Annotated in this window: 15 protein-coding genes and 3 pseudogenes; 9 read left to right on the top strand and 9 right to left on the bottom strand. The window is 58.7% G+C overall.

What is annotated here, in order from left to right; translation table 11 throughout:
- Positions 1-63 precede the first annotated feature (63 nt).
- On the top strand, positions 64-885 hold the full coding sequence (locus GNZ13_RS51140; protein ID WP_172179052.1) for an alpha/beta fold hydrolase: 822 nt from the start codon (positions 64-66) through the stop codon (positions 883-885).
- An 80-nt stretch (positions 886-965) separates the two neighbouring features.
- Here the strand turns inward: GNZ13_RS51140 and GNZ13_RS51135 are convergent.
- Positions 966-1,526: pseudogene (locus GNZ13_RS51135) on the bottom strand (transposase); the annotation flags it as partial.
- Positions 1,527-2,303: 777 nt separating this feature from the next.
- Between GNZ13_RS51135 and GNZ13_RS51130 the strand changes: the two are divergent.
- Positions 2,304-3,338 (top strand): IS630 family transposase, encoded by a 1,035-nt coding sequence (locus GNZ13_RS51130; protein WP_172179051.1) that lies wholly within the window; start codon positions 2,304-2,306, stop codon positions 3,336-3,338.
- Between the two features lie 178 nt (positions 3,339-3,516).
- On the opposite strand, the gene GNZ13_RS51125 is transcribed toward GNZ13_RS51130, so the two are convergent.
- Positions 3,517-3,705 (bottom strand): hypothetical protein, encoded by a 189-nt coding sequence (locus GNZ13_RS51125; RefSeq protein WP_172179050.1) that lies wholly within the window; start codon positions 3,703-3,705, stop codon positions 3,517-3,519.
- A 749-nt stretch (positions 3,706-4,454) separates the two neighbouring features.
- On the opposite strand from GNZ13_RS51125, the gene GNZ13_RS51120 reads away from it, so the two are divergent.
- Genes GNZ13_RS51120 through GNZ13_RS51105 form a run of 4 tightly spaced genes read left to right on the top strand, consistent with a single transcriptional unit; the run spans position 4,455 to position 9,332 of the window.
- Positions 4,455-5,030 (top strand): recombinase family protein, encoded by a 576-nt coding sequence (locus GNZ13_RS51120; protein WP_172179049.1) that lies wholly within the window; start codon positions 4,455-4,457, stop codon positions 5,028-5,030.
- Positions 5,031-5,034: 4 nt separating this feature from the next.
- The gene (locus GNZ13_RS51115; RefSeq protein WP_328807432.1) at positions 5,035-6,672 is read left to right on the top strand and encodes an IS481 family transposase; all 1,638 of its coding nucleotides are present in this window, start codon (positions 5,035-5,037) and stop codon (positions 6,670-6,672) included.
- Positions 6,662-7,633 (top strand): ExeA family protein, encoded by a 972-nt coding sequence (locus GNZ13_RS51110; protein ID WP_172179047.1) that lies wholly within the window; start codon positions 6,662-6,664, stop codon positions 7,631-7,633. The genes GNZ13_RS51115 and GNZ13_RS51110 overlap by 11 nt, the downstream gene beginning before the upstream one ends.
- Positions 7,634-7,658: 25 nt before the next feature.
- Positions 7,659-9,332 carry an AP2 domain-containing protein gene (locus GNZ13_RS51105; protein WP_172179046.1) on the top strand — a complete coding sequence of 558 codons (1,674 nt, stop codon included), beginning with the start codon at positions 7,659-7,661 and terminating at the stop codon, positions 9,330-9,332.
- A gap of 176 nt (positions 9,333-9,508) precedes the next feature.
- Here GNZ13_RS51105 and GNZ13_RS51100 read toward each other — a convergent pair.
- From GNZ13_RS51100 to GNZ13_RS51085, 4 genes and pseudogenes are all read right to left on the bottom strand, one after another.
- Positions 9,509-9,883 (bottom strand): annotated as a pseudogene (locus tag GNZ13_RS51100) (IS30 family transposase); the annotation flags it as partial.
- Positions 9,884-10,285: 402 nt separating this feature from the next.
- A complete protein-coding gene (locus GNZ13_RS51095; protein WP_172179045.1) occupies positions 10,286-11,383 on the bottom strand; it encodes an NADH:flavin oxidoreductase/NADH oxidase in 1,098 nt (365 codons plus the stop codon).
- A gap of 332 nt (positions 11,384-11,715) precedes the next feature.
- Complete coding sequence (locus tag GNZ13_RS51090; protein WP_172179044.1) at positions 11,716-12,087, bottom strand: DMT family transporter; 372 nt, start codon at positions 12,085-12,087, stop codon at positions 11,716-11,718.
- A gap of 271 nt (positions 12,088-12,358) precedes the next feature.
- A complete protein-coding gene (locus GNZ13_RS51085) occupies positions 12,359-12,550 on the bottom strand; it encodes a hypothetical protein (RefSeq protein WP_172179043.1) in 192 nt (63 codons plus the stop codon).
- A 1,175-nt stretch (positions 12,551-13,725) separates the two neighbouring features.
- Here GNZ13_RS51085 and GNZ13_RS51080 point away from each other — a divergent pair.
- Positions 13,726-14,241 (top strand): annotated as a pseudogene (locus GNZ13_RS51080) (transposase); the annotation flags it as partial.
- A 126-nt stretch (positions 14,242-14,367) separates the two neighbouring features.
- Here the strand turns inward: GNZ13_RS51080 and GNZ13_RS54585 are convergent.
- Together GNZ13_RS54585 and GNZ13_RS51070 are read right to left on the bottom strand one after the other, a co-directional pair.
- Positions 14,368-14,652, bottom strand: a complete 285-nt coding sequence (locus GNZ13_RS54585; RefSeq protein WP_407945729.1) for a BON domain-containing protein — start codon at positions 14,650-14,652, stop codon at positions 14,368-14,370.
- 334 nt (positions 14,653-14,986) lie between these two features.
- Positions 14,987-15,409 carry a DoxX family protein gene (locus tag GNZ13_RS51070; RefSeq protein ID WP_172179041.1) on the bottom strand — a complete coding sequence of 141 codons (423 nt, stop codon included), beginning with the start codon at positions 15,407-15,409 and terminating at the stop codon, positions 14,987-14,989.
- Between the two features lie 367 nt (positions 15,410-15,776).
- Here GNZ13_RS51070 and GNZ13_RS51065 point away from each other — a divergent pair, with 367 nt between their 5' ends.
- Positions 15,777-16,679 (top strand): LysR family transcriptional regulator, encoded by a 903-nt coding sequence (locus tag GNZ13_RS51065; RefSeq protein WP_172179040.1) that lies wholly within the window; start codon positions 15,777-15,779, stop codon positions 16,677-16,679.
- 183 nt (positions 16,680-16,862) lie between these two features.
- Here GNZ13_RS51065 and GNZ13_RS51060 read toward each other — a convergent pair whose 3' ends face one another.
- The gene (locus tag GNZ13_RS51060; RefSeq protein ID WP_172179053.1) at positions 16,863-17,579 is read right to left on the bottom strand and encodes an IS6 family transposase; all 717 of its coding nucleotides are present in this window, start codon (positions 17,577-17,579) and stop codon (positions 16,863-16,865) included.
- A 656-nt stretch (positions 17,580-18,235) separates the two neighbouring features.
- Between GNZ13_RS51060 and GNZ13_RS51055 the strand changes: the two genes are divergently transcribed.
- On the top strand, positions 18,236-18,706 hold a 471-nt coding region (locus tag GNZ13_RS51055), incomplete at its 3' end, for a hypothetical protein (protein WP_172179039.1).

Below are 18,706 nucleotides of genomic sequence, written 5' to 3'. Positions count from 1 at the left end.
GCAGCCGGCGAGCGGACGGATGTTCTGACTGGTTCCCACACTACTCACAAAGGACTGAATGCAATGGACACCGTAACGACAAAGGATGGCACGCAAATCTTTTACAAGGATTGGGGTACCGGACGCCCGGTAGTGTTCTCCCATGGCTGGCCACTCGACGCAGACGCGTGGGATGCCCAGATGATGTTTCTCGCCAGTCGCGGCTTCCGCGTGGTCGCTCATGACCGGCGTGGACATGGTCGCTCTGGCCAGCCGTGGAACGGGAACGACATGAACACCTACGCAGACGATCTGGCGACGGTGATCGAGCACCTGGACCTGAAGGAATCCACGCTGGTCGGTCATTCGACGGGCGGAGGCGAGGTGGCGCGCTACATTGGCCGACACGGCACAAAGCGTGTGGCGAAGGTGGTCCTCATCGGAGCAGTTCCACCGATCATGGTAAAGACTCCCGCTAACCCCGGCGGGACTCCAATCGAAGTGTTCGACAAAATCCGCGCCGGAGTCCTTGGAGACCGCGCGCAGTTCTACAAGGACCTCGCATTGCCGTTTTACGGCGCTAACCGTCCGAACGCAAAGGTGTCGCAGGGCGTGCTTGACTCGTTCTGGAGCCAGGGAATGCTGGGTTCGATCAAAGGCCAGTACGACTGCGTCAAACAATTTTCGGAAGTCGACTTTACCGAAGACCTCAAGAAGATCGATGTACCGACACTGATTCTGCAGGGCGATGCCGATCAGATTGTTCCGCTCGATGACTCTGGTCGCCTGTCGGCGAAAATCGTGAAAAATGCAATGCTGAAGGTCTATCCCGGTGCCCCGCACGGCATGTGCACGACCGAGGCCGACAAGGTTAATACAGATCTGCTCGCATTCATCAAGGGGTGATCCATCCCACGGATACCCGCACTATTACGTGCTCCACGCAAGCTCATCCCGTGCAAAAGCAGCCCGATAAACATGCGGGTTTCCGGACGGTCGGCCGTGTCCATTTCCACTAGATAACGGCTGATGCTTGCCTCGATATCCCGCATTCGCCGTTCTAGTTTTGCGATGGTGAAGTTGCGGTCGCGATGGTTCACCGCCTTAAACTTGCTGCCGTCGATCGCAACGAGCGCGTCTGCGAAGAGGTCCAGACGCTGGCATAGCATCACGAACTGACGACAGACACTGCGGATCGCTTTGCCGTTGTCTTTGCGGAACCGGGCAATGGTCTTGAAGCCCGGCGCCAGGCGGCCCGTGAGCCACATCAGTTCAACGTTGCGTTGGGCCTCACGTTCAAGGCGACGGCTAGATTGAATACGGTTCAGGTAACCGTAGATGTAAATCTTGAGCATCACCTCCGGATGATACGAAGGTCGACCGGTCAGCGCAGGCTCGACACCGTCAAACCCGAGCTTCTGAAGGTCGAGCTCGTTCACAAAGACGTCCACCACGCGCACAGGATTGGTGTCCGTCACGTAGTCATCAAGCGCTTCGGGAAGGAGAAAGCTTTGCGTACGATTATCGCCTTGAACGAACCGCGTCATCTCGCTCATCCTCCGCTATCGGATGAATAATTCTAGCGTTTCAAAAAAGGCGTTTTGACACACTCTGGGCCACAAGCGGCCGGCCGCAATTGACGCTCGGATCGTCGACAATCTCACCGAAAGCATTGAACCGACTGTAGCTGACAATTCAGGCGAATTCATGTCGAAACCAACACGCCAAATTATTGATTTACTACTGCGATACTGGTGGGTGCCGTACTTTATTGTTTGCCTTGCCGTTGGAATCCATGATTGGGCAGAAATACTCGCTTCGCCGTCAACGCCAAACCCGGCGACTGGAAACGTTGTTCCTTACAACTACCACGGAAGAACTCTCTACATAAGTCGCAATGAGAGTCTTGCCATGGTGTGGGAACCCTGCATTGGGCCGATCCTCGCTCTTGCCCTGTTTGTACTTCAACGAACTCGGGCCAAGCGCTAGCAATAATTTGGAACCGACTGTCGCAGCGAGATAGGACTCGCGTTCGGATGAGGCGAACGGCTGCTTTCAGCAAGCTCGATAGTCTCTTCAGGGTCGAAAGTACGCATTCGCTTGCTGTGAGACCCGACATTCGCGACTGCCGAGGTGCGAATGTCGGGAAAGCAACCCGTAGCTGTAACGGCTTGCATTCGAAACCGGCCGTACTTGCAATCGACACGATTTCCTGCTTGAAATAACTGCAACTGACGGAAGGGTCGTGCTCAGATTACTCATAAGTCAGGAATTTAGCGGACAAATGGTCTATGCTTGAGCGACGGTCATTGACAGGAGCGCTCATGAAACGGGACGGCCGGGGCCTGGCTCACAACACGCTTGAAGAAATGCGCATCCTTGCGGTTCAACGCATGGCCGGGGGCGAGCATCCGGATGATGTTGCGGTATCGTTTGGGATGCATCGCTCGTGGGCGTACAAGGTCCGGGCTCAGGCGCGTGGTCGCGGTCGTGGCGTTCGGGCACTGCGCTCCAGCAAAGGCACGGGGCGCCCGCGCAAGCTCACGCGTGCGCAGGAACAGCAGGTGCTGCGCTGGATTAATGGCAAGAATCCGATGCAGTATGGGTTTGACTTTGGGCTGTGGACGCGCAACCTGGTTCGGGAGCTGGTGCAGCGGGAGTTCGATGTCACGCTGAGCCTGGCGTCGATAGGCACGATGCTGGCGCGCTTGAACCTGACGCCGCAAAAGCCGTTGCAGCGCGCGTATCAGCGCGACCCGGAGGCAATCGGGCGCTGGCAACGTGACACGTATCCGACCATTGCCAGACAGGCGCGCAAGGAAAACGCCGACATCTTCTTCTGGGACGAATCGGGCTTCCGGGCTGACTCGGTGCATGGCAGGACCTGGGCGCCGTGCGGTGAAACACCCGTTGTCGAACGGCCGGGCCAGCGGCAAAGTATGAGCGCAGCGTCTGCCGTCAACTCGAAGGGTGCCTTCTGGTTTGCAACGTACGAAGGTGGGCTCAGCGGTGAGCTGTTCGTGACGCTGCTCAAGAAGTTGATGTTCAATCGCAAGAAGGCGGTTCATCTGGTCGTCGACGGATTGCCTGCGCATAAGAAAGCCATCGTCAAGGAATATGTCGCCAGCACCCAGGGGAAACTGACTTTGCACTTCCTGCCCGGTTACGCGCCGGACCTCAATCCGGATGAGTTGGTGTGGAGTCACGTCAAGCGCACCGGCGCCGCGCGACGCCCTTTGCAAAAGGGCGAAAAGCTGGGGCCACGGATTCACGAACAGCTTGCACAAATTGGGCGAGACCCGAAGCTCGTGCGTTCGTTCTTCAGGCATCCATCTGTCCGCTATATTTCTGACTTGTGAGTAACTGCAACTGTGCTTGCATTCAGCCGGCCGTGCTTGCATTCCATCTCCGCCTGTTCACATTCTCTGCAACCAACAAAATCAGATTGGTTGTCCGGTGGAAAGCGGGTAATCGGGGGTTGAGGCTACTGCTGTCGTTTCGAGGGCTCCCATTCATCCGACGCTGCGTACGCAGTTTCTACTCGGCCTCGACATCATCGCGCTCGTCGTATTCCGGTTGGCGGCGGAACGCCTCGGACAGCGTGACTTGTGGTGTCCGGGCCAACCTCTTATAAGAACCTTGTGCGTTGAGCTGTTGAGCGTTCGGATCGAAGCGATAGATGTGCCGAAGAATTCCTTCAAGCTCGCGAATTTCTTCAGCTCGCACGTTGGGCCATACGACGAAAATTGAACAGCAATCCCAATATTCGCTCTTGTGCCGACGATGCGCGCGTAAGCGATTGTGGTTCGTCCGGCAGCGCGGGAGGGAATTGCTCTAGAAGTCCAACGAAGGGACATGTAGTCGATAACGGTGCAAAGAAATGTATTTATTGCGGTTCATCCAGCGGCGCGGGAGGGAATTGCTCCAGAAGCCCAACGAAGGGACATGTGCTTGGCGGCGGAATAATGTAACGGGAGCTACAAATGGACGTCCCAGCACAACGGGGAACCCAGCGGACCGATCCTCTTCGTCTTATCGAGCAGAAGAAAGAATTGATCTCCATCGCCGATATCGACTCGATTCCACGGGGGATGCGGGGAATCTACGTGTTATATCGGACAGCGGACTCGGACAATCCTCGTAGACCCCACAGGCACGTGGTCTATGTAGGCATGTCGGCCACGGGCATCAAGGGTAGATACATTTGCCAGGAACATGTACGACGTGACCACGGGTTGGGCCCTGCGCCACCGGACGAACCGCAATAGATGCATTTCGACATTGTTTTTCCCCGTTTTGCTTATGAATTTGGTTGGTGCTAAACCTCGTATCGTCGTCCAACAAACGAAGGTTTGATGGACGCTGGCCGCCGCCGATCCCGATTGGCCGCGAACCGCATCAAGAGCGTCCAATATCGGCTTCCATTTTTCAACGTCCGACTATACTGGATTTTCACTGGACAAACTGGAATTCGTATGTTGATAGGATACGCGCGCGTTTCGACGGATGACCAGCATCTCGACCTGCAACGCGACGCGTTGGCGAAGGCCGGATGCGAGCGCGTTTTCGAGGACACGGCGAGCGGCGCGAAATCGGAACGCACCGGGTTGACGGCATTGCTTGCGGCATTGCGCCGGGGCGACACGGTCGTGATCTGGCGGCTGGACCGGCTCGGGCGCTCGCTGAAAGACTTGATCTACCTGGTTGAGCGGCTTGATGCCGCCGGCGTCGGCCTGCGCAGCTTGCAGGAAAGCATCGATACCGCGTCGATCGGTGGCCGGCTCGTGTTTCATCTGTTCGGCGCACTCGCCGAGTTCGAGCGCAACCTGATTCGCGAGCGCACCCGCGCGGGCTTGTCGGCGGCCCGCGCCCGCGGCCACAAGGGCGGGCGCAAGAAGCGGCTCGACCCGGAGCGCGAGCAACTCGCCTTGCAGCTCTATCACGAGCGCCGGCACACCGTCGAAGAAATCTGCCGGCTGATGGGCATCGGCCGCTCAACCTTGTACAACTACCTGACCGAGGCGGAACGCAATGCCCAGCGGGCGGCGTAAGGCGATCCCGCCGGACTCGCTGATGCAGCTGCGGCAGCGGCTCGACCGTCTGCCGCACAAAAGCCCCGAGCGGGCCGCGCAGGTCGCGGCGGTCGCCGAGTTGTACGGGATCTCGACGACGAGCGTCTACCGCGCGCTACATCGCTTCCAGCAGCCCCATGCCGCGCACCGCGCCGACTACGGCAAGCCGCGCGTGTTGCAGCAGATAGAACTGGAGCGCTACTGCGAGCTGATCGCGGCGCTGAAACTGCGCACCACCAACAAGCAGGGACGGCACGTCTCCACCCAACGGGCCATTGAGCTGCTTGAGGACTACGGCATCGAGACCGTGCAGGGCTTGGTGAAGGCGCCCAAGGGCGTGCTGCGCGTGCCGACGATCAACCACTATCTGGCAGCGCTGCGGCTCGATCAGCCGCACCTGCTGCGGCAGCCTCCCGCGGTGCGCTTTCAGGCCGAGCGCAGCAACGATTGCTGGCAGTTCGATCTCTCACCGTCCGACCTCAAGCACATCGAACGTCCCGCCTGGATCGACCCGGCGAAGGGCGAGCCGACGCTGATGCTGTTCGGGGTGGTCGACGATCGCAGCGGCGTCGCCTACGAGGAGTATCGCTGCGTGTACGGCGAAGACGTGGAATCGGCGCTGCGCTTCCTGTTCAATGCGATGGCGCCCAAGGCCGATCCGGCATTCCCGTTTGAGGGTCGGCCGAAGATGATCTATCTGGACAATGGCCCGGTCGCAAAAAGCCGGGTGTTCCAGAACGTCATGCAGGCGCTTGACATCAAGTGGCAGACGCATCTGCCCGCCGGCAAGGACGGCACGCGCACGACGGCGCGCTCGAAGGGCAAGGTCGAGCGCCCGTTTCGCACCGTCAAAGAAGCGCACGAGACGCTGTATCACTTCCACAAGCCGGAAACCGAGTTGCAGGCCAACGAGTGGCTGCTCCGCTATTTACAGCGCTACAACGATCAGCGGCACCGATCCGAGAAACATTCGCGGCTCGAGGACTGGCGCGCGCACCTACCCGACGAGGGCGTGCGCGACATGTGTACGTGGGAGCAGTTCTGCCGGTTCGCGCGCGAACCGGAACGGCGCAAGGTCGGTATTGATGCGCGTATCGCGATCGACGGCACCGCGTATGAACTCGAGCCCGACATGGCGGGCGAGACCGTGGTGCTGTGGTGGGGCTTGTTCGATGACGAGCTGTATGCGGAGTTCGACGGCGAACGCTTCGGCCCATACCACCCAGTATCCGGCCCGATCCCGCTGCATCGCTATCGCGCGTTCAAACGCGGCAAGGCCGATGAGCGCGCCGATCGCATCCGCTCGCTGGCCGACCAGCTCGGCTTGCCGATCGCTGCGCTCGCCGGCGACGACGTTCGCCTCGCGCCGTCCGCGACGGCTCCCGTACCGCTGCCACATCAACCCTTTGACGCTGACGCGCACGAATACCGGTTTCCGACTGCGATCGCGGCCAAGCTCGCGATCGCCGGCGATCTGGCACGGCCCCTCGCGAAATTGTCGCCTCAGGATCGGCAGTTCATCGACCAAGTGCTGGCCGAGACATTGGTCCGCCGTATCGTACTGGCGCGCGTCCGAGACTATTTCCGGCACGGTAAATCAGGAGAAGAACATGCGAGCTGAAGTGATGCAGCACTACGGACTGACAGTGCCGCTGAATCAGGCCGGCTATTTCGAAACCGGCCACCACCAGCAGTTGATGAAAGATATCAAAGGCGCCATCGTGGAAGGACGGCTGATCGCGGTGTGTGGCGTCGTCGGCAGCGGCAAGACGATGATGCTGCGCCGGCTTCAGCAGGCGCTCGAGGACGAGAAGCGCGTCACCGTTTCGAAGTCACTGGCGATCGAGAAGCATCGCATCAAGCTCGCGACGTTCATCGCGGCGCTGTTCTATGACCTGTCGACCGAGAAGCAGGTGCGCATTCCTACGCAGGGCGAGAAGCGCGAGCGCGACCTGCGTGAGTTGGTGAGGAAGAACAAGCGCCCCGTCGCATTGTTCGTCGACGAGGCGCACGACCTGAACGGCAACACCCTCACCGGACTAAAGCGCCTGATGGAGCTGGTCGAGGATGGCGACGGCAGCCTGTCGGTGATCCTTGCTGGCCACCCCAAGCTGCGCAACGACCTGCGGCGCGCGACGATGGAAGAAATCGGCTATCGCACCGACATCTTCTCGCTGGACGGCATCGCCGGCAGCCAGCGTGAATACATTCACTGGTTGCTCGGCGCATGCGCCCGCGACGGGACCGACGTCGAATCGATTCTGACCGAGGGGGCGATGGACCTGCTCGCGACGAAACTGCGCACGCCGCTGCAAATTCAGCTGCATCTGGCACTCGCATTCGAAGCGGGTTATCTGACGGGCGAAAAGCCCGTATCCGCCGAACTCCTCGAGTCGGTCCTCTCGCGCCAACTCGACGACATCGAGCCGACGCTGACGCGCCATGGCTATCGCGTCAAGGATCTCGTCGAACAGTTCGACGCCAAGCCGGCCGAGATCAAGGCGCTCTTCAGTAACTTGCTGGACCCGGTGCGCGCCGCGACCCTGCGCGACAAGATGCTGGCGGCAGGGTTGCCGATCTGAACACACGACTGATCAAGGGCAGTTTATGGATACATTGAGCGCCCCTACCTTGCCGCAGACACTATTTGTGAAAGGAATGAACAAACCGACCACGAACAACACGAGCGGATACGCCGGCGTTTCTTGGCACAAGGCAGCGGGCAAATGGAGCGCGTACATTCATATTGAAGGTAAGCGAAAGTACCTCGGCCTCTTTCAGACCGCCGAGGCCGCTAGCGCCGCTGTTACTGCGGCGGCGCCAGCACTGCCGCTGCCGCCACCAGTTCCGACCGTGGCCGAGCAGCGGGCTGAGCTGCTGACGGCAGTTCAGCGTCTGTACGAACAGCACGGCCTTCGGGCACTCGCGACCCCGTTCCTCGAAAAACAGCCGGACGCATTGTATCCGCGGCTGCTGTCCTCTAGTCTAAAGCAGCCTGTCCTCCTGGCAGAATTGGGCTTGGCCGAAGCGTATGCGGCTTGGAAGCTTTCGTCCCGGACCTATCGCGGATCGACTAAGCCTCAATGGACTTGGGAAGTCGCGATAGAGCGAGCAAGAGAAGTGAAGGAGCGGGAGGGCGATTTGCCCACCGTCCAGTGGTTCCGCCAGAACGGGTACAGCTCCCTCGTGGTGGCCGTTCACAAGTCAGGGCGGACCTGGGGAGACCTACGAGAGGCGCTGGGGAGCTTCGCAACGTGTCCGTTTTATGAGTCGAGAAATGGCGTTCGCTGGCGCAGCCGACCGGAGGCCTCGTTGTCCAATTTTCTCTATGCACGAGGGATCGATCACAAGCGCGGAGAGCGCTATCCCGACCGCTATGCGGAGCAAACGGGGCGTCATCGCGGCTTGTTTGACCTTCACTTTGTGTCGACGACAGGCGCCTGGATCGACGTAGAAATATGGGGCGACCTCCCCGACAACCTCACGAAGGGCCGCTACGCGGCCACGCGGGCCATGAAAGAAACGTTCAACGCAACCAACCCGCGTTTCCTTGGACTGCAATATCGGGATTGCCTATCCGACGCACGGTTGACTGAGCTTCTTGCCCCGTATATCGGGCACATCGACCCATTCCGTTTCGACAAACCGAGCGATCGGACGATCGAGACGGCGCACTGGTCCGATGCAGACGAACTCTTGGAGAGTTGTCGGGCGTTGGCGGCCGACATGCCCGACGGCCGATTTCCTTCAGAGGACTGGCTGCGGAAACGCGGGAAGTATGCGGACCGGGCTGGCCCTCAATACAGCACCTTGGCTGGACGGGTGCACGAATGGCTCGGCGGTACTCGGCAAGTTAGGCGCATGCTGAATCAAGACCACGCAAGCACTATCTCCTGGAGCCCCGATCGCGCAGTCGAAGCTTGGCGAGATTTTCATATCAAGTACGGCATGACGCCATCGCAATACATGGGGGCACGCAAAAGGATGACTCTGCCAGCCGAAGTGGTAGCCGAAGCCAGCCGCATATATGCGGCTGCGGAGCGGCATGGCGCTTTGGCTACAGCGCGCGCCGGTCACAACACACGGGTGAAATGGACCGAGGAAACCGTCACTGCTGCGTGGCGTCGCTTTGTTTCAACCCACGGAGTTATACCATCGCAATGCATGAGCGCTACACGACGAAAGACCATGCCGAGCGAGGTGTGTGACGAAGCAACACGCATTTACGAAGCAGCGCGTCGACTGGATATTTTGGCCACCCTACGAGGCCTGTCGAAGTAGCATCGCTGGATGCAGATAATGTGAGCAGGCGCCGATGGAATGCGAGCATGGCCGGCTGAATGCAAGCACAGTTGCAGTTAATCCGAGCACGCGCGCCTGGTCAGTTGCAGTTATTTCGAGCAGGAACTCCCGTCGATTGCAAGCACGGCCGGTATCGAATGCAAGTAGCTACAGGTACCTTTAGGGAAGTACTGCCTCAGAAGCCGATTCGCGTTTTCCTTCGAGCCGCGTTGCCAGGGATGCTGCGGATCGCAGAAGTAGACCATGAGGTTGGTGGCCACGGTGAAGCGCTTGTGGTCGACCATCTCCTTGCCCCGGTCCCACGTCAGCGATCTTTACGGTTCCTGAGGCAGCTTGCCGGTATGCCTGATCAAGAAGGCGTTGACGACGGTCTCGGTATCCTTGCTGGCAACCTTCACCAGCTTCACGAACCGGGGTTGACGTTCGACGAGCGTTGCAATCTGGCTGTTTGCGCTGCCAAACAGCAGATCGCCTTCCCAATGGCCCGGTATTGCGCGGTCTTCAGCCGTCGCAGGGCGTTCGCTAATCGTTCACAATGCGGCATCGGCTCACGCTCTCGGGTGAATCGATGCGCAAAAGCCGAAATGGTTTGACCGACAAATCGGAGTCAGCGTAAAACCAATTCAAGCCCGCTCGCTACGCGTACACGCCGGTCGTCTTCGCGTGGAGTCGCTGGTCTTCTTCCGTGGAATACGCAGCGTTGCCGAAGCGCTGCTCCACGGCCGCGAGGATGACATCACGCCTTTCCAAATCAAGAGGCCGGACGGTCATTCAGCGGACTTCCGGGTTCGCCGTCGCAACTTGCTCATATCCTCGGGAGACGCATTTGATCGCGCATCAGCGCTCTAACCACCGCGCGGTGACGCTCCGTGCCGCCACATCGGAGTGAATCCATTGTGAGCGGCGTGGCTTGCGTAGGCCTGGTGGTGTTCTCAGCTCACTGTGTAGCGTTCGAGCCAATGCGCGTACGGTGCTGGGAGTGTCCAGGACGCACGGTCGATCCCGAGCTTGCGCGCGGCTGAATACGGCCAATGAGGATCGGCGAGGTGCGCACGCCCAACCATCACGAGGTCGAGCTGTCCATTTTCAATGCACCGATTTGCGAGTTCGGGCGTGTCGATGCCCCACGCCGACGCGACAGGCAGTTGCGCTTCGCGGCGTACGCGCTCCGCAATGCGCGTGAGGAATGCAGGTGCCCACGGAATTTCAGCTGTCGGTGTGGAGAAGCCTAGGCTGACACTCAGCATGTCCAGCCCTTCCCGTTTGAAGTTCTTTGCCAGTTCGATGGATTCGGCGAGGGTCTCGTCGTCGCGCCCGTCGTATTCGACGACGCCGAAACGGGCGGTCAGTGGCAGATGTTCGGGCCATACATCGCGCACCGCCGCCAAAGTCTCTAACAGGAAACGGCTGCGGTTATCGAGGCTGCCGCCATATGCATCGTTCCGTTGATTCGAGTGTCTCGAAAAAAAACTCTGACCGAGATAGCCATGTGCAAAGTGCAGTTCCAGCCATTCGAAGCCGGCATCCCGCGCACGCTTTGCGGCCGCTACGAAATCCTCGCACACGCGGGCGATGTCTTGAAGCGTCATTGCTTCGGGCACTCTCGGCAGATGGGCGCCAAAAGCGATGGCCGACGGAGCAATGGTCTGCCAGCCGCGAGGATCTTCTGCAGCGATATGGTTGTCACCTTCCCACGGCCTGTTCGAACTGGCTTTGCGGCCCGCATGGGCGATCTGGATGCCGGGTACGGCGCCGGCAGCCTTGATTGAAGCAACGACGGGCGCAAATGCCTGTGCCTGCTCGTCGCTCCAGATCCCGGTGCAGCCCGGAGTAATGCGGCCCTCTGGCGACACGGCCGTCGCTTCGACGATCACCAACCCGGCACCACCGCGTGCAAGGCCGGCGAGGTGGACGCGGTGCCAATCATTAATCAGTCCGTCGACAGCGGCGTATTGGCACATCGGGGGAATCGCGATGCGGTTACGCAAATAGACGTCTTTGAGCTTGTAGGGTTCGAATAGTGTGGACATTTGGCGGGTTCCATAGATAAGGTCGTTCGATAGCTCACCCGAGCGTAGTTCTGGTCGATTTGGAAGCACCAACCGAGTTGGCGAGATTGGCCGGACCGTCGGCAACGGCCTTCGCTGGCGATGTCTCAATCGAGGCTACCTGGGCCAAACTCGGGGGTGCGATAGACTAGAGGTTCAATCGTTTGGACATCGGTCAGCCCCGCATTTAACGAGTTTGACTGCAATAGCACGGCCGATATCGCGTCCCACACCGGTGAGGACTGCTACCTTACCATTCAACGATATCACGTGTCCTCTCCACCAAGATTCGGGGTCTGGCGCAAGATCTCGTCTCACGAGCTTGCAACGGATAAGTTTCCAATCACAACGCCCGCGATGGCGATCGCCCCGCCAACAACTTGGATAATCGAGACCCGTTCTCCAAAAGACAGACCTACGAAGAAAGAGCCAATCATCACGCCAACCGTCAGCGCTGTCACTGCGGCACCGACCGGCGCACCAGCTGTCATTGCCCGCCCGAGAAACCAAAGGCACAGCGTATTGGCTAGAACCATTCCAAGGGTCGGCCACGGCTGCGTCATGCCACCGCAGAGTTTCATGAAATAGACGGAAAGAATATTGGTGGCGATGGCAATCCCAACCATTACATAGCTAATAGGCATTTTTTTCCTCTCGAAATAATCACCCGCGGCGCCCTTCGCCACGGATCTCTAAGCAGGGCTTTTGATCAGCGTCGCGGCGACCAGCCCCGTTCTATGCTTCGAAGTCGGGGCGCCGGTGGTATAAAGGCAGACACAAAAGCAAGGACGCTTGCGTTATTAAATCATTGGTACTCCTTATACCATGGGTTGAAGGAGTTGAATATGGAATGACTAGCTCAACCCGAGCCGGAATCCCTAAACGACTTTATAGGGCAGGAAGCACCTCCAATCACAAAAGACTCCCGAAGCTTTTGCCAATGGCCATTGTTTCCATTCATTCAGTGGGATAGGTCGCTACACGGCGCGCAGCATAGTGCGCCTCCCAAAAGCGGAGATGTTCCAGCCACGGCTTCTGCATCACGCCGATCGCGTCGTCGAGCGCCATGACGCGCGGCGCCGCTGGATCAAAGATGGGCCAGACAGGAAGTCCTTTCGCCACAGGCTTGCCGGTACGGGTGAATTCCACCTGGACAGTGCGGATCGTCTTGCGCAGCGCACGGTCCGCGAGTTGCCAAGGCCGATCTCGTAGACCGAAGCGGTCGAAGCTGAACGAGACAGAACTGCAATGAAAGGCTGCCAGCGGTCTCGGGAACGCCTACTCGTCATAAGAACCGGCGGGCACGGGGGAGCCCTCTGGATCTGATAGTAGTAGACGTCGTGACCAGTAACTGCATGAAGATGAGCCCATGTCCAATTCTGCACTAGAAAATAACCCCACGGACGCACTTGACCCTGGCCCATAAAGCCGCCGTGCTGGACTTGGATCAACGCACATATTCGATTCCTGGCGGCGGCACCTCGTGTCAGCGGATGAATTCGTTCTGCCATGGCATGTGGCTCACGACTACATTGTGGCATTGACATGAAGTGTTGCTCTGAGGATCACGAGGCTTCGGCTTGCTCAGCACGAGGGCAGCAAGATTACCGTGCACTGCAACAGACCGGCCTGAATAGTCTCGGCGCATGGACAACTCCCAAGTCATCAGTCATCGTCGAGGCATGGCTACCTCTTTGACTTTTGCAGGAGGTCTTGCGAGCCTCTATGGCACCTAGATTACGTTCGAATTCGGAGATCGATTAGATGCCACATCCGGATTGCACTCATCCACGAAAAGCAGGAATCGCCCGCTCATTGGACGTCCCACACGTAGTTGGGAAACGACTCGGATATGAGACCCTGTCCACCGCGGTGCGCCTGCGCGCGTGGGGCGTCAAGTCATGCGTAATACCCCCACGAGCAGAAGCCTCAGTGCGCCAACCGGAGCGCCGCGAGGTCAGGCCTGTCATGCGCGAGTTGCCGCAAACCGCCCAAGCGACTATCACCACAGACCGCTCGGGCACGGCTTAAGACCGGCTAACAAGGTGAACCTTCAATCGAGAGGCACGTTGTCTCTCGAGCTCCGCACGCTCCCGTTACCAGGAGCGCACGTTCAGACAGGTAAGCGCTGGTCGTACAGCAGCCCACGGCGACGCGAACCATGCATAGCGTGACAAGACAGAAACGAGCTTTACCGCCTACTACATGCCGCTTAACGCGCGCCTGACAGCGACACGTGTCGCACAAGGCAAGACTGATTAAGCCCGTCGCTCTTCCGCCTCAAGCATTATAGAGCGGACATGCAACGGTAAAGACACAAGACGCTGAAACAGCGGACGCTCGCGGTGGCTTCGGATCAAGGTGGGGGTTTCGAGAACCGACGCAAACGCACGCGGCGCGACGAGTTTCTCCACACGATGAACACAATCATGACGTGGACCGGACTGTACGCGGTGCTTGAGCCGTACTATCCGAAATGCGACAACGGCCGTCCGCCGACCGGGCTCAAGCGCATGCTGCGGATTCACTTTATCCCGCACTGGTTCAATCTGGCCGACTTCACTTGCGAGGAGGCGCGGTACGACAGCACGAGCCTGAGTCGCTTTGTGGGAATTGATCTGTGCAGCGAAGCCGTGCCGGACGCGACCACGCTGCTCAAATTCTGGCGCCTGCTTGAGACGAACAAGCTCGTTGAACGACTCTTCGGCGAGGTGGGGTGGGTTTTGGAGGTCTGCGGGATGACGCTCAGCAGCGATGCAACGTTGATCTCCGCGCCCATCTCAGCGAAGAATGAACAGAAGGCGCGTGATCCCGAGATGCATCAGACGCGCAAAGGCCAGTAGTGTTACTTCGGCTTGAGGCTGCACGTCGGGGTGGATACCTGTCACTGAGTTGTGCAATTTTACCTTAGCTGAGCGACCGTTTGAGTATGCAGCCACTTTTATACATACCCGAGCGGCTCGACTCTACTGTTGTTGACGGACCGTCAAAGCGTTTTCGACCGAGTTCACTCCACTTACCGTCCGTGCGACATCTCCTGCAGCCTCGATTTCAGACTGCTCTCGGACCGAACCTGCGAGCGTGACGGATCCATTCTTTGCAAGAACTGATATGGTCGGCGTGTCGACAATCTTCGCCTTAATCAGGGCCGTTCGTACATTATTCGAAAGTGCGCGGTCAGCCGCATTACTGGACTTCGTTAATTGAGGCGCCGGGGTAGAAGCCGAATCCGTCTGGGCATACACACCCATTGACTCTGTCGCGAAAAGGCAAAATACGCAAACCGCAAGCCTACACTTCATCGGGAATTCTCCTAATAGAGATCAGAGGTTCAATGCTGTACTGCTTCCCACGTTCCATGCCTGCAGGATAACAGGCCACCTTAGTGCGGCAGAACCGCCCAAAGTAGTCCCCACCACTTGAAGTAACGGGCATCACTTTGGACACCGGTGCCAGCTCTGCCCATGCAGCCTTCAAATGACGCTTACGAGCAATCGGTATGACAGTTCCCCGTCGGCGTCGCTCGAGTGTCCTACGAGACGATGCGATCGAGGAGATTCGGTCGTCTAAGCGGAACCGCTTCCTTTAGCTGATAGTCGGGGTCCCCACACGTGAGGCTGCACGTCCGAAGCGCGCATCCAGGCTGAGTGCGCCCGCGCCAAAGTAGGCAATCTGAAGTAGGCCGCCAGCCATCATCACGTTCTTAAAGAAGTGAATCACCTGGTTCTGGTCCGCGAAATTGTTGTGGAAGAACGCCCCGGTGACCACGCAGAACACTGCCAGTGCTAGCGATACGGCACGAACCCGATAGCCCGAAATGAGCAGCAAACCACCGCCGATCTCCAGGATCACCGCACCTATGTACGCAATCGGAGACGCTGGGAGACCAGCGGCCGCGATGAAGCTGACGGTTGCGTCATGCGCCGCCAACTTACTCAAACCACTCATGAGAAACGGTGCACCGATCAGAATGCGACCCAGCAGTGGAAGAAACTTGTAACGATCCATGATGACATCCTGAAATGAAACGACGTAGAGACGGTTTGATTACGATTGTTGGTGCCGGCGCAGTCTCAACCCTCAACATGCAACCGAGTTTGCTCGTCGGGTCTAGTCGATGGGCACAGAACAGCACTAACCCGGCTGTTGGAGCATGCGGAAACTGGAAAACGGGGAATCATTCCCGTCGAAGCTATGTGATTTGCTGTGGTGGCCGCTCAGTTCGTAGATCGACGGGGTCTTGGCCGTGGGCATGGTAGTAATGCTGAGCATTTCCGCGGTGTAAACAGTGCAGAATATAGTGAACAACCTGCAGTAGGCACTAGGTGGTCTCTGTGGATTACATTCGTCCATAATTGGGGGAGATGGGGGCGTCATGACGGATCTAAACGACGTTGCATTGTTCGTTCACGTGGTTCGCGCCGGCAGCTTTGCCGAGGCGGCACGGCGCCTCGGCATTCCGCCCAATACCGCCAGTCGCCGGATCACTCAACTGGAGCAGGAACTCGGGCTACGGCTGATGCAACGCTCCACCCGGCGCCTATCGCTTACGGAGGCCGGTGAAGCGTTTTACGCGCGATGCGCCGATCAAATCGAGGCCTTGGTGCAGGCGGCCGACGAGCTCTCCGATAAAGGTAGGCTGCCCAGTGGACGCGTTCGTGTCGCTGGTACCGCAGATTTCTTCAATCTAAATGCAATGCCGTGGGTTGCGGAGTTTTTGGCCAACTATCCGGACGTGAGACTGGAATTCATCCTTAGCGATGGTCGCGCCGACGTCGTCGGTGAAGCCATTGATGTGGCAATTCGTTCCGGCAAGAACCTCGAGCCCACGCTCATCGCGCGGCAGCTTTGCGTCAGCCGCCGTACGTTGGTCGCGAGCCCAGCCTACCTCGCAGCGCGAGGCGCCCCTCACTCTCCGGACGAATTGGCGGAACACGACTGTATTTCCATGACTGAGCCTGCGCCCCGCACCGTGTGGCGGCTCGACGGACCGGGCGGCACGACTGAAGTCCATGTTACTGGCCGGTTCCGTGCCAACACCGCGGCAGCGCAGCTGGAGGCCGCGCGAGCCCACCTGGGCGTTGCGCTGTTGCCGGTCACGTTGACTGAGAAGTATTTGCGCTCGGGGGAGCTGATTGAAGTTCTACCAGGATACGGGGGCGAAGGTTACGGCGTATACGTTGTATATCCCAGTCGACGACAGTTGCCGCGCGCGGTGCAGGTCTTTATCGACTTCGCGATGAAATCGATGATCGCGCAGGTGCCCGAGTGGAAATGAATTACGTTTAACTTCTTGCGCAGCAAAACATCTCCTGAAATGCATTATCCCATCCCTTACTTTCCGTCGGGGACCAGCGCTCAAGCCCCCGTTGCACGTCGACGCTTGCTGCCACAACCGCGAATTGGCTCTGGTGCAAATGGACGGTCTGGAAGAGTTCGTTGATATAGAAAGGATTTCTTATCAAGCGAACAGGACAGAATTCCAGATGGCAGACGCAGTGGTAACTTCGAGGCGGAGCCTCGCCAGATTGAATAGGCCTTGGCGAATGCGTTGCATCAAGTCGATGCCTGCAAGAGTGGTCGTGGCATTCCTGAAACGCTTGAAGCCGAGCATGACATTGGTTCGGGACTTGATGTGGCGAAGGTCCTGTTCGATCGGGTTGTTGAGATATTTCGAGGATCGGACCTCTGTGTCCTCCGGCAGCTGGCCGTCGGCCTTCATCTCCCGCACAGCATGGTGTGCGGCGGCATAGCCATCGAGCGTGATGGTCGTTGGCGGCTTGCCCCGATATTTGATGGCCTTGCTAAAAAAGGCTTTGGCCGCCTTGACATCACGTTTCTCCCTGAGCAGGAAATCAACCGTCTGACCTGCCCGATTCACCGCCCGAAAAAGATAGACCCGTTTGCCGCGGATCTTCACGTAAGTTTCGTCGACGCGCCACGACGCGCCCGCAGGCGTGGCGAAGCCGTCCCAGCGCTTGACGAACTCCGGCGTGTAACGCTTCACCCAACGCGGGATCGTCGTGTGGGCCAGCGATAGGCCACGCTTGGCCATCATCTCTACAAGATCACGCAGGCTGAGCTTGTAATGCAGATACCAGCGCACGCACAGGATGATCACGTCGCGGTTGAAGTGACGGCCTGGGAACAGTGCGTCCATACTCCTCAGCTTGCTCATTGTCGGATGATGAGATCGGGGATAACACTTTATCCGATTCACCGTCACTACTTGCACCAGAGCCTCTGAGTGCACTGCATCATCGGTGCTCCGCGGGAGACGCGCGGGATGTTGTCGCGTGCGCATCTCATTTGAATTTACGCCGCTACGCGGCGCGGCGACACATTGAAGGCGCGAACAACGCGATGCGCCTCGGGCTTCGAAGACGTGCGCGATTCCTGCTGTTGGTGGACGAGTGCAATCCGAGTCCACCGTCTAATCCATCGGCGGACTCGAACGTAGTCTTACTGTCATAGAGATCGCAACACCCGGGGCGTGTTCGGATAAGGTTAGCTTACCTCGGATGACGACGTGGGATTTGTTCGTACGTGCCGATTCGGGCTGCACGTCAGTAAGCGCGGTGATCGCAGCGTCAGCGTAACGAGTGCGATGAAGCTTCGTGGGCCTCATAGGAGCATTTCATGTCAACGTCGGTCGCCCCAAGTATGAGCCGTGAATCAAATGTTACTGTCAAGCGGAAGAGTCTGCAGGCACCGCTTGCGGCCGCTAGGCATCAGACGTGTGCTCTGACCCAAGGTTCAGCGGGCAGTGGGAATACGACGTTGGCATTTCAGTGGCGTATTCGGGCAATTTCGTATGGTTACGATTGTGCTCCCGTGACTATCGCGCAGGGCGACGACGATGAACGGCTGGCTGAGCCGCCGCTCTTGCTCGAGAGTGATGGGTCATTGCTTGACTCGTCGTTCGGTCTTTTCGTCAGGGAGTGCCCTCGCGGCCACCCCTACGTAAGCGAAGGCGAAATGCGTGAGGAAGAGCAGGTTCTGCGGGAAGTCCCGCGCAAGTCGGAGAGTATGTTGGGGACGCGTCGCGAGGCAGCGGCCAACGCGGCTGGATTCTTGAGCTCCGCTGTCCGTCGCAAGCTGGCGCGCGAAGTGACCGAGCGTATCGACCGGGCCGGAGGGGCCATCGTCAATCTAGAGGAGAACGAAACACGGCAGATCGCCGGCAAGCTGCCGTCCTCTCTCGACGAAATCGAAGGCGATGCCAATCCGACGCAGTGCTACGCCCAGACGGTTATCGAGCCGGGTGACCTGCTCTATCTCAACTGCCAGGGCGGCGGCGGCTAC

Source organism: Paraburkholderia elongata (assembly GCF_013177735.1).
In the GTDB taxonomy this organism is placed as follows: Bacteria; Pseudomonadota; Gammaproteobacteria; order Burkholderiales; family Burkholderiaceae; genus Paraburkholderia; species Paraburkholderia elongata.
This window is presented reverse-complemented; position numbering and strand designations above follow the sequence as displayed.

Excerpts from the sequence above, each read along its gene's own strand:
- GNZ13_RS51140 (WP_172179052.1), top strand. The coding sequence starts at position 64 with ATGGACACCGTAACGACAAAGGATGGCACGCAAATCTTTTACAAGGAT.
- GNZ13_RS51130 (WP_172179051.1), top strand. The coding sequence starts at position 2,304 with ATGAAACGGGACGGCCGGGGCCTGGCTCACAACACGCTTGAAGAAATG.
- GNZ13_RS51120 (WP_172179049.1), top strand. The coding sequence starts at position 4,455 with ATGTTGATAGGATACGCGCGCGTTTCGACGGATGACCAGCATCTCGAC.
- GNZ13_RS51110 (WP_172179047.1), top strand. The coding sequence starts at position 6,662 with ATGCGAGCTGAAGTGATGCAGCACTACGGACTGACAGTGCCGCTGAAT.
- GNZ13_RS51105 (WP_172179046.1), top strand. The coding sequence starts at position 7,659 with ATGGATACATTGAGCGCCCCTACCTTGCCGCAGACACTATTTGTGAAA.
- GNZ13_RS51095 (WP_172179045.1), bottom strand. The coding sequence starts at position 11,383 with ATGTCCACACTATTCGAACCCTACAAGCTCAAAGACGTCTATTTGCGT.
- GNZ13_RS54585 (WP_407945729.1), bottom strand. The coding sequence starts at position 14,652 with ATGGGTGTGTATGCCCAGACGGATTCGGCTTCTACCCCGGCGCCTCAA.
- GNZ13_RS51070 (WP_172179041.1), bottom strand. The coding sequence starts at position 15,409 with ATGGATCGTTACAAGTTTCTTCCACTGCTGGGTCGCATTCTGATCGGT.
- GNZ13_RS51065 (WP_172179040.1), top strand. The coding sequence starts at position 15,777 with ATGACGGATCTAAACGACGTTGCATTGTTCGTTCACGTGGTTCGCGCC.
- GNZ13_RS51060 (WP_172179053.1), bottom strand. The coding sequence starts at position 17,579 with ATGAGCAAGCTGAGGAGTATGGACGCACTGTTCCCAGGCCGTCACTTC.